Consider the following 14,415-nt stretch of genomic DNA (forward strand, 5'->3'; position numbering starts at 1 on the left):
GCGGCACCGGCCGGTTCGCCCTGGCGGGATGCGGGTGCCGGTGGACCTGCGCCGGTGGATCTGCTGCCGCTGGAAGGCCCTTGCGGAGGGTGGTGGCGGGGTGTGCCCCGGGGGGCCGGGGCACACCCGCGGGAGTCCGGCGTCAGCAGGCCACCACGGTGGAGACGGTGGCGGTCGAGGTGGGCCAGCCGGGCTGGGCCACCGAGAAGGTGGTGCTGACGGTGGCGCCGCACGGGGCGCTGGAGAAGACGCTGCCGACCTGGTTCGCGCCGGCCTGGACGATGAGGCCCGGGTGGACGGGGGCGAGGGGGGCGCTGCCGACGACCGTGCCGGAGACGGTGAAGCCGAGGAGCCGGGGCTGCCAGGACGGGTCGCCGGGCGTGGCCACCCCGTAGAAGCGGACCTGGTTGCCGGTCACCTCGACGCAGGCCTGGGTCAGCAGCGGGCCGGGTGCGCCAGGGGTGCCGCAGGTCACGACCGGGCCGACCGGGCCGCTCGGCGCGGCGGCGGCCCCCTGGGCGGTGGCCAGGGTGGTCAGGGCCGCCGCGGCGGCGACGGCGATGACGGTGGTCTTCATGGGTGTCTCTCCTCGGGGGCGGGGATGGGACGATGGGCGGAATGTGAAATGTCACATTCCTCTGATGAGCATGGCAGCCCCCCGCACCCCGGGGTGCGGCATCCGGGAAAGAAGGCGATCCTCCGCGGATATCGGCCACCGAATGACCGAAACGGCCTGTCGGCGATCGCACAAACCCCCGGCCCGGCTTCGCCGCGACCTACGGCTTCGACCCCGACCGCCCGGCGCAGTGGGCGGTCGAGGCCGTCGGTCCGGCCGAGCTGCGCCGGTTGCTGGAGGCCGTCGTCGACCGGCGGGTCCCGGCCGCAGTGCTCGCCGAAGAACGCGCCGGTGCGAGTGGCTCGCCCGGTTCGTCGCCGACCTGCTCACGGCCCTCGCACCGGCCGATTCCGCCACGCGCTCCGCTCCGGTGCGCCCGCCCCGGCACCGCGCACCGAATCCCCCTGGGGAGAAACCGCGCGCCCCGGGACCGGTCCGGGCGGTCCCAGGGAGCCCCGGCGGCACACCGTTCCGCCCCGGGGAGAAACTGCGACATTGTCGGCGGACCGCGCTCTTCCGCCTCCAGCACCCCGGGGAGAAACACCGGCCACGTCTGCCGCGCCCGCGTCGTCGGCACCCGGGGCCGAGCGCCGGCTGCGCGGGGACGGTGGCGGTGCCGAGGGGCCCGATGCTGCGCGGCCTGCCCCGAGGGATGGACGTCCACGTTCCGCTCGACGAGCGCGTCTTCGGCTGCAACTGGGCGCTTGTGGGGTGGACGGTGCAGCCGGACGTCCAGGTCGTTCTCGGCGAGGGCCGCCAGGTCGGCTGGGTCGAACGCGGCCTGGACGGCGGCGACGGATGGGTCGCCGTCCACGACGGCTACTTCCTCGCCGACCCCACGACCGTGCAGAACGGCCCGCTGGTGTTCCTGGTGGCGCATCGGCCTCGAACCCCTGAGCCGAGGTTCGGCCATTGCGTGATCATTCGGTTTAGTGAAATTCGATGGTCAACAGCCCGCCCTGTAATGCGAGGCATGGACCCGCCGGCTACATGTCCTCTGACAGGTGACATTGACCGATTGACACGTGATCTGACCGGTGGGTGGGGAGGCAGTGCTGGCCGGCTTGTGCCCGCCTGCTGTTGCGGCCGGTCCGTCGGGCCCGGGGGTCAGGGAGTGGTGCTGGGGGTGCTGTCGGCACCGAAGGTGATGGTCTCCGGCTGGGAATCGCCGTAGCAGCCCGCGTCGAAGCCGGCCCGGTCCAGACTCGCCTGCTTCGACGGCGACAGTTCGTTCCACTGTGCGGCGCAGGTCTCCGCCGACGGCCGGCCGCCGCGGTGGGTGATGTTCACGAAAGCGGCGGCGCCGGCGTTGACGGACTGGAACCGGTCCGCCACCACCGGCGCGGCTGACACGGAGGGTGACGACGAAGCCAGCGCGGGCATCGACGGAGCAGGCCGGGTGACCTCAGGCTGGGCGGATGAACACCCTGTCACCAGGCCAGACAGGCCGATGATGAATATGGATGCCGCGAGCTGTGCGATCTTCTGAATGATGGCAGACAGTAGCCGACACGAGCCACCCGGTGCGGAGCGGGGCCAGGCCTCGGCCGGGACCCACACCCCGCCCGCTGGTCGGTGCGACACGGCCGTTGCGAGTTGGTGGCCGAACTGCGCGGCCTGGCATCCAATTGCTGGCGGCGCGGCCTCCGGTGCTGGTGCGCGGAGTCGCAGTGGTGGCCGCCACCCGAGTGGGCGGCGCCGGGGGTCCGGTGGGCGTGGGTGTACCAGCGGCTGGTGCGGGGCTGAAGGCGGTGGCGTACAGCACCGTCGCGTTGGCGGCGGCCAAGAGCAGCAGGACGGTCGGCGGGGCGCCGACATCCACTGGTCGGGGCCCGAAGAGGCCTCCGCGCTGCGGGTGGGCGAAGGCCCGGAGCGTCGAAGCCGTCATCGCGCTCGTCAGGCTCTGCCCCGGCGGCAACCGCCCCACCCTGCCCCGACGCCAGACCGCATGATCACACCCACAGATCCGGCCGAAGAGCCGGCTTTCGGCCAGATGGGACTCCTTGGCGCACGTCATCGGACGACCTTGCTGTCTTTCCCCCGTGCTTTTGCGCGCCTGGTCATCATGGACATTCCAATAGCTCGTCTTTTCGCACAGGAGGACGGCATGCGAATGGATCAGGGATTCTCGGAGACCGACGGGGAGTGGCAGACGGTCCACGCACTCCCGGAAACCCGCCTGCGGGGGCAGGTGCTCGGGTACCGGGGCTACCGGCTGAACCTGCGCCGACTCAGGCGCCGCCTGGAAGTGCCAACGGACGTGCTCACGGTGACCTTCGGTTTCGAGGGCTCCCTGCGGCTCACGGACGCCGTGCTGGGAGGGCCCGTCGTCCCGCTCTCCTCGATGGTGGCAGGCCTGCGCCGGACGGCGACGGTCGCCGAGCACAGCGGCTCACTGTCCGGTGTGGCGGTCTCGCTGACTCCACAGGCCGCGTACGGTGTCTTCGGTCCCGCCGTCGCGGAGTTGGGAGACCAGTGGGTTGACATCAGGCAGCTGCTTCGCCGTCAGGAACGCCACCTGGCCGAGCAGTTGGCGGACGCCGACGGCTGGGACGCGCGCCACGCCCTGCTCGACGCGTTCTTCGTCGCACGGCTGTCGGCCGGTCACCAATGGGCGCCCTCGGTGACCACGGCGTGGCACGAGATCCGCCGGACCGCCGGGGCAGTGCCCGTCCAGCAGCTGGCCGAGCTGACGGGGTGGAGCCGACGGCGGCTGGAACTGCGCTTCCGGGAACAGCTCGGCATGCCGCCGAAGCAGGTCGCGCAGATCCTGCGGCTCCAACGGACCCTGGCGGCGTTCGATGCCTCGCCCGGAAGCAGCGGGGCCCAGATCGCGGCGGAATGCGGCTTCTACGACCAGGCGCACCTCGACCGGGCCTTCCGGGCCATGGTCGGCCATACCCCCCGCGACTTCTTCCGCCACCGCGGCCGCCCGACGCGGGCCGAACCGACCGACCGGCTCACGGGCCAGGTCACCAGCGCGGTACTGGCGGCCGGATCGGCCCGAAACACACGCGGAGCCGGTGCACCCCAGCGGTAAAGGCGGTCACTTCATGCTGTCCGCGCAGATCGCTTCCACCTCCCTTCGGCACCAACCGCCGCTCGGCGGCCCACAGCGCTCGCCGCTGCCGCGCCGACCCAGCCCAACGGGCCTGCCCGCCAAGGACATTCGCATTTGTACAAGACGCCGCCCCCTCAGGCGAACGAGGCTGAGACGGCCCCACCACAGCAGCCGGCGAGGGCTTCCCGCCGATGCGACCAGGCACAGCGATGCCACGGACAAGGGAGAAACGGCATGACCACACGCACTGCTCGGCCGAAGAGCAAGACCCGTTCCGGCAAGACCCTGGCGACGAAGGCCGCTCTCGGCGCGGCGGCGCTGTCCGTCCTGGGGACCATTCCGGCCACCGCAGCTCCGCAGCAGATCCTCGCGGCGCCCTACAACGGGGCCTGCGGCTCCGGCTACTCGGTGGTCAACTCGGCCCCCGTCGGCAACGGCACGCTCTACCTGACCTACAACTCCTCCAACGGCATGAACTGCGCGGTGACCACACGCTACAACGACGGCACCAAGCCGTGGATGGTCGTCAAGATCTCACAGGCGGGCGATCCCGGCTGGGCGGACGTCGACGCGGGGTACTACGGCGGATACGCCGGCCCGGTGTACGTCTACGGGAAGGGCCACTGCATCGACTGGTACGGCGCGATAGACAGCGCCTCCATGATCGTCCTGGGAACCAACTGCTGACGACCGCCCTGATCGGAGCCCCCGCCACCGCCCTGCCCCTCCGGATCAGCGCCGACCCCCGGCAGCGCTGCCAATAGGCGAGCCGCCTGCCGATCCCGCCCGTTCCGTGCGACCTGGGCACGGGCCGGGCGACAGACCGGTGCGCGCCGCCCGGCCTGCCACCCGGCCCCGACCCAGGCCGTCCGGCGTTCGCGCCCGCGGCGGGCTGTTCATCGCCGCCGCCGGCCGCCCGACGGCCAGGCCGTCGAGTACGGCGGGCCCGCTCCTGACGATGGGCGGTGGCAGGGCGGGCACGGCCGGCTCGGAGCGGGCCGCTCACCGACGCTCGGCCTCTCCTCGCATCCGCCTGTTGGCGACCGCGGTGGTTCCGTTTCCAGCTGCGCTGTCCCGCTCTCCGGCCAGGCGGCGGGCGACAACGACCAGGCCGCCGAGCCCAGGTCCGCGGCGCCCTGAAGTCCACCACAACGGCGGGAAGCGGACCCGCCAGGTGTTCGACCGCCAGGCCCGTAGACAGCCCGGGCACAAGCCCAGCCAGCGAGAAGAGGCCGGCGGCGGCGAGCCGACCTGTCGACCACCCGTTGAGGGGTGGGGCCACTTCTCACCGTTCGCCCGGGCCCAACGGAAGCCGCTCAAGACACCCGGTGCGGCCAGGGCGACAGGCCGGCCCTCGGCGTGTCCAAAGGCTGTCTCGTAACTCCGTGGGCCGGGCAGCGTCGGTCTGGATGCGCAGGTACTGTCGGCGGAGCGTCGTGAGCTCATCGAGGTGTTCACCGGGCTGCGCCCGGCTCAGTTCCGGCGCCTGGCCGTCCTGGTCGACACCACCCGGCAGGAACGGCGGCTGTGCGGGTGGACGAAGCTTGTAGAGAGCCTGCCCGGGACACGAGAGGGCGGGGCCGATCCGGCCCCGCCCCACGTCAGCCTCGCTTCTCCGGCGGGCGGCCCGGCCGGAGAACCTCGTACGCGTCGCGTTCGGCCGCGGCCCCGAGCGCGTGTCGGACGACGTCAGAACGTCAGTGGGTCGCGACGTGAGATGTCAGTGATCGGCGACATGAGGCACGAGAAGTGACGGTCACAAGGACCAGCCGTGCGGCAACACGCTCCTCAGGTCTACCTGGCGCTCGCCCATGCGGGGACAGTCCCCCAGGGGGTGTTCAAAAGGGCCATCGTCGAGGGTCGAGAGGCGCAGGCTCAGTGCCAGTCGCAGGAGGCCGTGCAGCCGGACCGGCCGGGCGGGGCGTCGTTCGCGGTCGCCCCCCAGAGCATCAGGGCCAGCACGATCACCGCCAGCACCACGGCCATCACCGTCCCCGGTACGTCGCGTCCGCCGTTCGGTCCGTCGGCCACCGTGACCACCTCCCCGCCGTCCTTCCATGAGAGGGGCTGTGGGGTCTGCGGTCAAGGGGCGGTCAGGCGGAGACGGCGCTCGGCCTCCCCTTCGCGTCCGCCTTGCCGGACGACACCCGGTTCAGCGAAACGACATGAAGTGTCAGCGGCGCGGGTCACCGGTGCGTCACCAGGCCTGCCGCCGAGCGCGGTTGAGTCGCAGGCCGTGCCGCAGCCGAGCGCGCGGTGCGGCCCGTCGCCAGCCACTGACAGTTCGCTGCCGTCCGACACCCGCGGCCGGGCGGCGACGGCCAGGCCGCCGAGCACCGGGGCCCGGCGGCGGTGCGGCCGACCCCGCCCCGCATCTTGTGGAGCGCCTTGTGGGGCACCTCTCCGGCTCCCTCGCGGGGTGTCTTGCGGGCACCCAGCCCTGCGGCCTGACCTGGTATCACCGCAGCTCAAGGCACCTGACCGGGGCTCGGAAAACTCCGGCAACCCCTTCTCCTCTGTCTTTTGGTCTTGGCCGGTTGGTCGGTTCGGGGTTCGCGCCCGCGGCGGGCTGTTGTCTGCCGCCGCTGGCCGCCCCGACGGCCAGGCCGTCGAGCACCCGAGCCCGGTCGGGCGGGGCTGCCACCGGCGCGTGCCGCCCCCTGCCGCCCCGGCCGGGACGGAACCCGGTCCCGACGGCCGGAGGGCCGCGCAGCCGGGCGTGTGAGTGGGTGGGGTGGTGTCAGCAGGGTGGTCAGCAGCGCCCGAAATTAGAAGGGAGGGCTGCTGATCTCGACCTTTGCTTGGCGACGCCACAGACCCTGGCTGTCATGAGGTGACCATCTCGCTGTCATGGCGCGCTGATTGTGCCTAGCACACCAGGACCGTGGCTGACACGAGGATGCTCGTTCCTGTGCGGCTTGCTGTGTTGGGGGAGTGGGCTGATACCCATGACCGCTGCGCCTCTGTCCGTGTCGTCCGATCCCGTCCCGGGGGCTGCTCCGGAGCCCAGGCCGCAGGACCCGCTGGTGTCCCGTGCGGGGGAGCGGGCGCTGAAGCGGCGGGTGGTGATGCGGCGGCTGCTCGCGGTGGACGAGGCCGGGACGTTGTCGTCGGTGCATGTGCGGATCGCTGCCGAGTCGGCCGGGGTGTCGGTGCGTACGGTGTGGAACTGGCTGGCCATCGCCCGGCGGTCGGGTCGTGTGGAACCGGTTCCGCGCCGTGGCGCCTTCGTGGTCACGGACGAGTTCTGGGCCCGGCTTTCCGAGCTGGGCGGGAACGTGGCGGCGCTGCACCGCGAGCTGACCGGACAGGCCGCTTGCGGGCCGGGCCAGGAGTCCGCGGGACCGGTGCCGTCGTTGGGGACGCTGCACCGGGCGGTGCGCCGGGAACAGCGGGCTGGCCGTGTTCTACAGGGTGTGCGCCATGGGCGTGGGCGGGTGGAGTCGGCGGTGTATGACCGGGCGCTGGCCGATCTCGCGTTGCCGGGCACGGTCGATGAGACCGGCCAGGCCGCGTCGGTCGCCGAACCCGTTCCGGCGGTCGTGCCCGATGGCTCTGTCGAGGCCGTGCCGCTGGGGGCGCGGTTGTACGTGCCGGGCGCTCACCTGGTGACGACGCGCCAGCTCGGCGAGGTCACCGAGGCGCTCGGGCACACGGTCGCCGCGCGGGGGATCGTCTGCGTGTACGGGGATGCGGGGCAGGGAAAGACGGTCGCGGTCCACCAGGCTCTGGGTCTGCTGTCGCGCCGTGTGCCTGTCCGTCAGGCGCAGGTGGCGGTGAAGCCGGCCCTGCCGCAGCTGCGTGCTGCGCTGCTGACCGCGTTCGGCCTGCCGGCGACCGCGCTGACGAACCGCACGGATGCGGCCGACCGCGCGCTCATCGACGCGTTCAGCTCCCCTGGAGTGCTGTTGATCGACGACGTGCAGCGCATCGCCGCCCCAGAGCTGGACTACCTGCGTCTGCTGGCCGACGCCCCGACCACGCAGACCTCGCTGGTGCTGTGCGGGGCCGGTGCCGAGCGCACTCTCGCCCGGGCCCCCGCCCTGGCTTCTCGGGTGCTGACCTGGCAGCACGTCTCCCGCCTGGAAGCCTCCCAGGTTCCCGCCGTGCTGCGCCTGTTCCACCCGCTGTGGCACACCGCGGTCGACGCCGACCTGCTGCACGCGGACGAGACCTGCGCACGGGGGAACTTCCGGACCTGGGCGAAGATCACTTCCCACGCCTACGCCGCCCTGGACCAACACCCTGGCACCGGTGCTGATGGCGCGCTGCTGTCCAGGGCGTGTTCCCGGCTCGGCCCCAACCCCTGACCCCGGCCGCCACCGCGCTGCCGTGCCGACCGCCACCGCATGCGGAAAGGACACCGGTGAACACCCCTGCCCCTGACGGCACCGCCACCATCGCGGCGCCTGCGCCTGCGCCTGCGCCTACGTCGGCTGAGGCCGAGCCCGCCCTGGATACCGTGTCGCTGAAGGCCCTGCGCGCTCCGGCCGTGCGCCGTCTGCTCGCCCTGCGTGCCGAGGGCCGACTCACCCGGGCGCACGTCCACACCGCGGCGCAATGCCTGGCGGTCTCCGACCGGACGGTGTGGCGATGGCTGGCCGAGGCCACCGCCACACCCGTCACCGCCGACGCCCCCGGGGCCCGCCGCGCCGACAGGTTCGAGATCACCCCGCAGGTCCGGGTGCTACTGGCCTACTGGCGTGGCAACGCCTCGGCAGTTCACCGCGAGCTACTCGTCCGCGCCCACGCGGCCACCACCGCTGACGGAGCCGTCCCACCGTCATCCACGTCTCGGCTGGCGATTCCAGGCGGCGCTCCACCGCACGCCGTCCCCGTGCTCGACCCGTTGCCGTCGCTGTCGACGTTCCTGCGCGCGGTGCGCCGCGACCTGACCCCGGGGGAGCGGGCCGGGTACCGAAAGGGCCCCGAGGCGGCCCGTGCGCTGGACGTGTTCGGCAAACGCCCCCGGACCTGGCGCAACCACACCTGGGAGGGCGACCATGTCCAGGCCCCGCTGCGCGTTGTCGCCAGCGGACGACTGGTACGCCCCTACGTCACGTGGTTCATCGACTGCGCGACCAAAGCGATCACCGGTGTCGCGGTCACCCCAGGCACCCCCTCACGTGCCTCGATCCTGGCGGCGCTGCGCTCCGCGGTGCTGCGCACCGGTGCGTACGGACCGATCGGGGGCCGGCCGGAGACAGTGAGGATCGACCGCGGCAAGGACTTCCTCTCCCGCACCGTCACCGCGGCCTTCGACGCGTTCGGAACGACCGTGGACGACCTTCCCGCCTACAGCCCCCACCTGAAGGGCAGCATCGAGCACCTGAACCGCAGCGCCACGCGGATGCTGTTCGCCGCCTTGCCCGGCCACCGCACCAAGCAGCCGAGCCGCCGCCCCGACCGCCTCCCCACCGCCCCCGCCCTGTCCTTCGAGGACTTCACCGCCGAGGTCCTGGCCTTTGTCACCTGGTGGAACACCCAGCACCACCCCGACGGCCTGCAGGGCCGCACCCCGCTCGAGGCGTGGCAGCACGACCCCACACCGCTTACCGACATCGCCTCCGACGACCTGTGGTCGTTCACCCTCGAAAGCGACGGCCGCACCCACGTCATCACCAGCCACGGCATCCGCTTCAAGAAGCGCGACTACCTCGCCGACTGGATGACCGGACAAGCTGGCCGCGAAGTCAGGGTTCGGTTCATGCCCCACCACACCCACGAGATCGAGGTCTGCGACCCGGCCGGCCGCCGCCTGGGCACCGCCCACCTCGCAGACCAAGCCACCCCCGAACAACTCACCGCGCTGCGCCGCGCCCGTAACCGGCGCGCCCAGCGCCTGAGAGCCGATGCCGTGGCCGCCGAGCGCCTGCGTCACCAGCGCTTCGCTCCCGCCACCACCTCGGCCCCGCCCCGCCGCCTGGATGCCATCACCACTGCCGAGGCGGTCCGGGAACTGTCCCGCCACCACGAGAGCAACCTCGCCGCGCTGGCCCTGCCGGACCTGATCCCGCCCGCCCCGCCACCACCGGACTGGCCCACCCCCGCCACCGTGAGAACCGCCCCCCGGCCCGCCCCGCCGACCGACCGCCAGGACAGCCCGTGACCCGCCGCCTGCCACCCGCACCCACCGACCAGTACGTCGCCCTGCCCGAGGCCCGCCTCGTGGCCACCCGCGCGCTGCTCACCGTGCGCGAGAACCTCGCCGACACCATCGCCGCCCGCGCCATGATGTGCATCCACGGTGGCGCCGGCTTCGGCAAGACCGTCGCGGTGACCAGCTGCCTGCGCGAACTCGAACCCGGCGAGGAGATTCACCGCATCACCTTCCACGCCCGTCCCACCACCCGTGCCGTGCGCCACGAACTGTTCACCAGCCTCGGACTTCCGGGCCAGCCCCCGCGCTACGCCAGCGAGTTCGACCATCTCCTCAAGACCGCACTCGCCGCCCGTCCCCGCACCCTGGTCCTGGACGAGGCCCAATGGCTCTCCGGCGACCAGCTGGAGTACGTCCGCTACCTCTGGGACGACCCCTACACCCAGCTTGCCGTCGTCTTCGTCGGTGGAGAAGGCTGCTACCAGACCCTGCGCAAGGAACCGATGCTCTCCTCCAGGATCTTCATCTGGCAGCGCCTCGCCCGCCTCACCCCCGAGGAGGTCCTGGACGTCATCCCGCTCTACCACCCCCTCTGGGCCGAAGCCGACCCCGGCGACATCGCCTTCGCCGACCAGCACGCCACCCAGGCAACTTCCGCAACTGGGCCCGCCTGACCGCCCACACCCACACAGCCCTCCAACGCACCGGCCGCACCCGCGTCGACCAGGAGGTACTCCGATGGGCCTTCAGCCGCCTCGGCCCGACCGGCTGACCAGCACTGCCCACTGCGCACTCGGACAGCCTTAGAAATCGAACGAGGGCGCTTCAATTGAAGCGCCCTCGTTCGATTTGTTGCCCATACGGCAACGTCCCCGAGGAGGAGAGCACCTGGCACTACGGCCCCGACGGCCGCCGCGTGGAGTGGACCCGCCAACCCGGCGGCCGCTGCTGGACCTGCCACCAGGACCGCGAGGAGCGCCTGGAACAGGAGGCCGAAGAGCAACTGGAGGCCGCCCGCGCCGCGAACGCGCAGCTGCGCCCGTGCTGGACGTGCCGGGGCTCGATCGGCGGGAAGGCCGGCTCGGAGCTGGATCTGACCGAGGTGGCCGGCCGGGACCGGCTGGAGTGCCCCGGGTGTGTACGGGCCCGAGCCGCAAAAGGACTTGGGCCTGCCGGTGCCGACCGGGCGCGAGCTGGTGGCTGGGCTGGTCTCCGCCTCGGTCGGTCCGTGGTGGCGGAACCGCGCGGCGCTGCGCGCGAAGCGCTTCCTCGTCGTGGGGCTGGTGGGTGTGACGGTGGATCCGGGGATACTGGGGCCATGAGATCGCACGGTGGTGACTGGCGCCGTCGTGCCTGAGGGTAAGGGCTGGCTGCGGGTAGAGGTGGAGCGGGCGGCGCGGGCAGCCTTCGCCGGGCTGCTTGAGGCCCGTCCGGCTGCGGACTACTGCGGGTACGCGTTGTATTCCGACGCCAGCGCGATGACGGTGTGCTGCGCGGCCAACACCGTCCCGCATCTGGCTCAACTGAGAGCGGAGTATCCGGCCGAGGCGGAGTACTACGAGTGGACTCCGGCGGAGTGGGCGATGGAGGGCGTCGCGGTCGAGCAGTTCGCGGCGATCTGCCGGCAACTGTACGCCGCAGAGCACGCCGACGGCGCGGAGTTCATGAGGTTTCGGGATGCCGTGTACGAAGCGTGTGTGGAGGTGCTCGAATCGCTCGTCGCCGCCGGTACCTTTGGCCCGGGCACTGATCACGTCGTGGTCTTCGCGGTTTCCGACCCCGACGATGAGGACCCCGCACGCGAAGTGGAGTGGATGCGCCGCCTCAATCCGCCGGACCAAGCCGACCGGTTCGCCCGCTGGCTCGAAACGGCCTCAGCACAACCGTAGGGAGCGGTTACCTCGATCAGGCCGGGCTGACATCGGACGAGAACCACGCACTGACAATCGGTCGAGAGTTCTCGGTCTCGGCACCCTCGAACGCCACGCCCGGTGACCGGCCACGGCCAAATGACTCCCCATCAACTGGCTGCCCTTGGGGAGTTCATTGGCCCAGGGTGAAGCCGCGGTACTGGACTGCCTGCGCTATGTGGAGGGCGCCGTGTTCGGCGGCGCACTCGTGGGCGAGGGCGAGTCTGCTCTCTTGCGCCTGGTGTTCGGCGTCGGCGTGTGGGCGGGTGGCCTTGGCGCTGCCGGCGTGGGTGGGGCGGTGGGCTGGTCGTGACGCTTGGCAGGTGTCATCAGCCCACACATCCTCGCACCGGCGGGTGTGACCTGTTCTGGGCTCAGTGAGTCTAAGTGGCTTAAAATCGGGCGAAACCGCACCATGGCCGGAATTTGTCTAGACCACAGGGCGGGCCATCTCGAGTGTCCGATCGAGGTGGGTTTAGTGACTGTATGTGGTGGCTGGTGAGGCCCGGGGGCTCTGTCTGCCTGCTGGCGGGGCCGGTGGGGTGTCGTGGGCGTTTTTCCGGGTGCGAATTCCGCCGGATATTCCGCCGGGTTGTTTTGGCGGATTGGTTGCTGGTGGTGGTGTGAATTCGGTTCTGAATCGTGGTTGGCGAGGTGGTGGCGGGGGTTGGTGTTCGGTTTGGTGGGGGACGGGCCCCGCGCCGTCTGGGCCCGCTGTGTCTCGCTCCGGCCTGCTGCGCCCCGGCCGGAGCTGCGCCGAGGTTCGGTCGTCCGGGCTGCGCCCGGCCTGCTGTGCTGTGCCGCCGTTCCGGGCCGGCGCTGGCGGCCGTCCAGGCCCCGTGTGCGGGCCGGGGGCCCGTCCGGGTCCCTCTGCGCGGCCTTCGCCGTCCCGCCTCGCTGCGCCGCCGTTCGGGCCGTGCCCGGCCGCTGTGCCCTTCGCTGGACGGTTGGGTGGCCGTCAGGCCGCCCTGGAGGCTGTCCTGGTGGTGGGTGGGGGCTGTCGCGCCTGTTGTCGCGTTGTCTGTCGCGGCGGGGTGTTGTCGTGTGTTGTGACGTGGGCGGATATCCCTGTTCCCCTGTGTGTGGTGGGGGCGCGACAGGTGGGTGGGACAGGGTGCCGGAGGGCGGGGCCGCGGCTGCTGCTCGGTGGTGGCCGGCTCCGGGTTTCGACGACCGCCAGGTGCCGGTAGTCCGGAGGCGCCGTCCGGGGCGGCGGGGCACGGCCAGGTGCTGGCGGCCGTCGTGAAGGCCGGCCCGCTCGGCGGGCTTGGTCCTGGTGGTGGTGTTCGGCGGCCGGGTGGCCGGTGCGGGGTGCAACGCGGGGCCGTGTTGCGGGTCTGACCAGGCGTTATGTGGCCGGGAGTGGGGGCGGGTGGGCGTGTTGCACTTCGTGTTGCGCCGGGCTGTGCCGGTTGGCCGGCCTCGGCGGCTCCCCGCCGGCTCCGGCACCCCGTCCGAGCCGCCCGGCGCCGCGCCCCGCTGGTTCGTTGCCGGGCCCCTGGCCGTCGTCCTGGTCGGCCGTCAGGCCGTCCCGCTGCGCCGGTCTCGGCCGTCCGGCCGCTGTGCCCGTGCCCGCCCTGGCCGCCCGGCGCTGCGCCCGTCTCGGCCGTCGGGCCCGCCCGGTGCCGCGCCCCGTTGCGCCCCGCCTGGTGGCCGTGCTGGCCGCGGTCTGGTTCGGTGTTCGGTTTGGTGTCGCCGCCCCGGGAATTGTACGGGTGGCGCTGGGCGGGATTTCCTGGGCGGTTTGGAAGGGCGGTAGCCGTGTCGGCGTGGAGGGCCGTAGGCTCCTTTCCGGCGTGCCAGAATTCGATTCCTCGCCGCTGCGCGACGAAACGGGTTCAGATTGCCGCCAGAAATGGAGCGAAAGGGAATTCGGATTCCCGCCGGGAGTGCGGCCGGGTAGAGCTGTGATGGATGGTTGCCGCGAGGTTTCCTGTTCGCCTTAGGCATCCGCCAGGGAACCGGAAGGATAGAGCTGTGCGGAAGCCGTGGAAACGCCGCCTGATACTCCTTGGGAATCCGCCGGATTCCGGTCCGGAGTCTGCGGTTGAGGGCCCGTCAGTCACCGCCGTGCGGGGCGCCGGTGAGGGTCCGCCACCGGGGCTGGGGAGGCCCGAGTCGGACCGGAGGCCCACCGGTTCCTTCCGAGGGCCGCAGGCCCCGCTCCGGGAGCGGAGGATGGGCCGTCAGCCCAGCAACCGCAAGGCTGGACGGGGCCCGAGCGCCGCACCGTCCGGTGCCGGGGGAGGCCCCCCGGGGGGAGGTTGTGGCTGATACCGGAAGTCCGCGACACATCGTCAACGCCGAGGGCCGCAGGCCCCGGCCGGCACCCCGCCCGTCCGGAGGGATGGGCTACTACCTGAATTTCGCGTCACATCGTCAACGCTCACCCCCGGGCGCAGCCCGGGAAACCCTGCCAGCCAATCGGCCCGTTGGGCCGTGAAAACACCGGCCCAACAAGGCGGGAAAGCCGACCGATTGACGGGCCGTAGGCCCGGGGAAAAGCCGCCGAAAAGGCGAAGCGCAGCGACGCCAGAGCCCCGCACCCAGCAACCCGAGCAAGCCCGCGAATTCGCCACCGGCGAATTCCCCCAACCACCCACCCGCCCGCCGAGGCGCAGCCGAGGCCAACGCCACGCACGGTGACGGCGCAGCCGTCCCCCCGCGCCTGACGCCGCGTCAGCGGCGTTGCTCCCGCGTCAGCGGGAGCTCAAGCCGCAGGCTTCCG

10 protein-coding genes are annotated in these 14,415 nt (G+C 72.0%); 7 read left to right on the plus strand and 3 right to left on the minus strand.

The annotated features are described in order from the left end of the window. Positions 1 to 142: 142 nt before the first annotated feature. A complete protein-coding gene (locus ACFYST_RS15455) occupies positions 143 to 577 on the minus strand; it encodes a hypothetical protein (RefSeq protein ID WP_387642077.1) in 435 nt (144 codons plus the stop codon). A 1,146-nt stretch (positions 578 to 1,723) separates the two neighbouring features. Next, complete coding sequence (locus tag ACFYST_RS15460) at positions 1,724 to 1,969, minus strand: hypothetical protein (protein WP_387642079.1); 246 nt, start codon at positions 1,967 to 1,969, stop codon at positions 1,724 to 1,726. A gap of 754 nt (positions 1,970 to 2,723) precedes the next feature. On the opposite strand from ACFYST_RS15460, the gene ACFYST_RS15465 reads away from it, so the two are divergent. Next, on the plus strand, positions 2,724 to 3,656 hold the full coding sequence (locus ACFYST_RS15465; RefSeq protein WP_387862575.1) for a helix-turn-helix domain-containing protein: 933 nt from the start codon (positions 2,724 to 2,726) through the stop codon (positions 3,654 to 3,656). Between the two features lie 255 nt (positions 3,657 to 3,911). Beyond that, complete coding sequence (locus tag ACFYST_RS15470; protein ID WP_387862576.1) at positions 3,912 to 4,364, plus strand: spore-associated protein A; 453 nt, start codon at positions 3,912 to 3,914, stop codon at positions 4,362 to 4,364. A gap of 1,188 nt (positions 4,365 to 5,552) precedes the next feature. Here the strand turns inward: ACFYST_RS15470 and ACFYST_RS15475 are convergent. Continuing rightward, positions 5,553 to 5,708 carry a hypothetical protein gene (locus tag ACFYST_RS15475; protein WP_363483589.1) on the minus strand — a complete coding sequence of 52 codons (156 nt, stop codon included), beginning with the start codon at positions 5,706 to 5,708 and terminating at the stop codon, positions 5,553 to 5,555. Between the two features lie 995 nt (positions 5,709 to 6,703). On the opposite strand from ACFYST_RS15475, the gene ACFYST_RS15480 reads away from it, so the two are divergent. The 5 genes from ACFYST_RS15480 (at position 6,704) to ACFYST_RS15500 (ending at position 11,666) form a co-directional block, all read left to right on the plus strand. After that, positions 6,704 to 7,987: an AAA family ATPase gene (locus tag ACFYST_RS15480; protein ID WP_387862579.1), complete on the plus strand. Its 1,284-nt coding sequence runs from the start codon at positions 6,704 to 6,706 to the stop codon at positions 7,985 to 7,987. 182 nt (positions 7,988 to 8,169) lie between these two features. After that, positions 8,170 to 9,786 (plus strand): Mu transposase C-terminal domain-containing protein, encoded by a 1,617-nt coding sequence (locus ACFYST_RS15485; RefSeq protein WP_387862607.1) that lies wholly within the window; start codon positions 8,170 to 8,172, stop codon positions 9,784 to 9,786. After that, positions 9,783 to 10,451 carry an AAA family ATPase gene (locus ACFYST_RS15490; protein ID WP_387862582.1) on the plus strand — a complete coding sequence of 223 codons (669 nt, stop codon included), beginning with the start codon at positions 9,783 to 9,785 and terminating at the stop codon, positions 10,449 to 10,451. Before ACFYST_RS15485 ends, ACFYST_RS15490 begins: the two co-directional genes overlap by 4 nt. Positions 10,452 to 10,913: 462 nt before the next feature. Next, positions 10,914 to 11,099, plus strand: coding sequence for a hypothetical protein (locus ACFYST_RS15495; RefSeq protein WP_387862585.1), 186 nt, complete (start codon positions 10,914 to 10,916; stop codon positions 11,097 to 11,099). A gap of 9 nt (positions 11,100 to 11,108) precedes the next feature. Further along, positions 11,109 to 11,666: a DUF4303 domain-containing protein gene (locus ACFYST_RS15500; RefSeq protein WP_387862587.1), complete on the plus strand. Its 558-nt coding sequence runs from the start codon at positions 11,109 to 11,111 to the stop codon at positions 11,664 to 11,666. The last annotated feature ends 2,749 nt before the right edge of the window (positions 11,667 to 14,415 follow it).

The sequence above is a fragment of the Kitasatospora sp. NPDC004614 genome (assembly GCF_042873675.1).
GTDB lineage: Bacteria > Actinomycetota > Actinomycetes > Streptomycetales > Streptomycetaceae > Kitasatospora.

Coding starts and splice junctions, on each gene's coding strand:
- ACFYST_RS15470 (WP_387862576.1), top strand. CDS start 3,912: ATGACCACACGCACTGCTCGGCCGAAGAGCAAGACCCGTTCCGGCAAG.
- ACFYST_RS15465 (WP_387862575.1), top strand. CDS start 2,724: ATGCGAATGGATCAGGGATTCTCGGAGACCGACGGGGAGTGGCAGACG.
- ACFYST_RS15455 (WP_387642077.1), bottom strand. CDS start 577: ATGAAGACCACCGTCATCGCCGTCGCCGCCGCGGCGGCCCTGACCACC.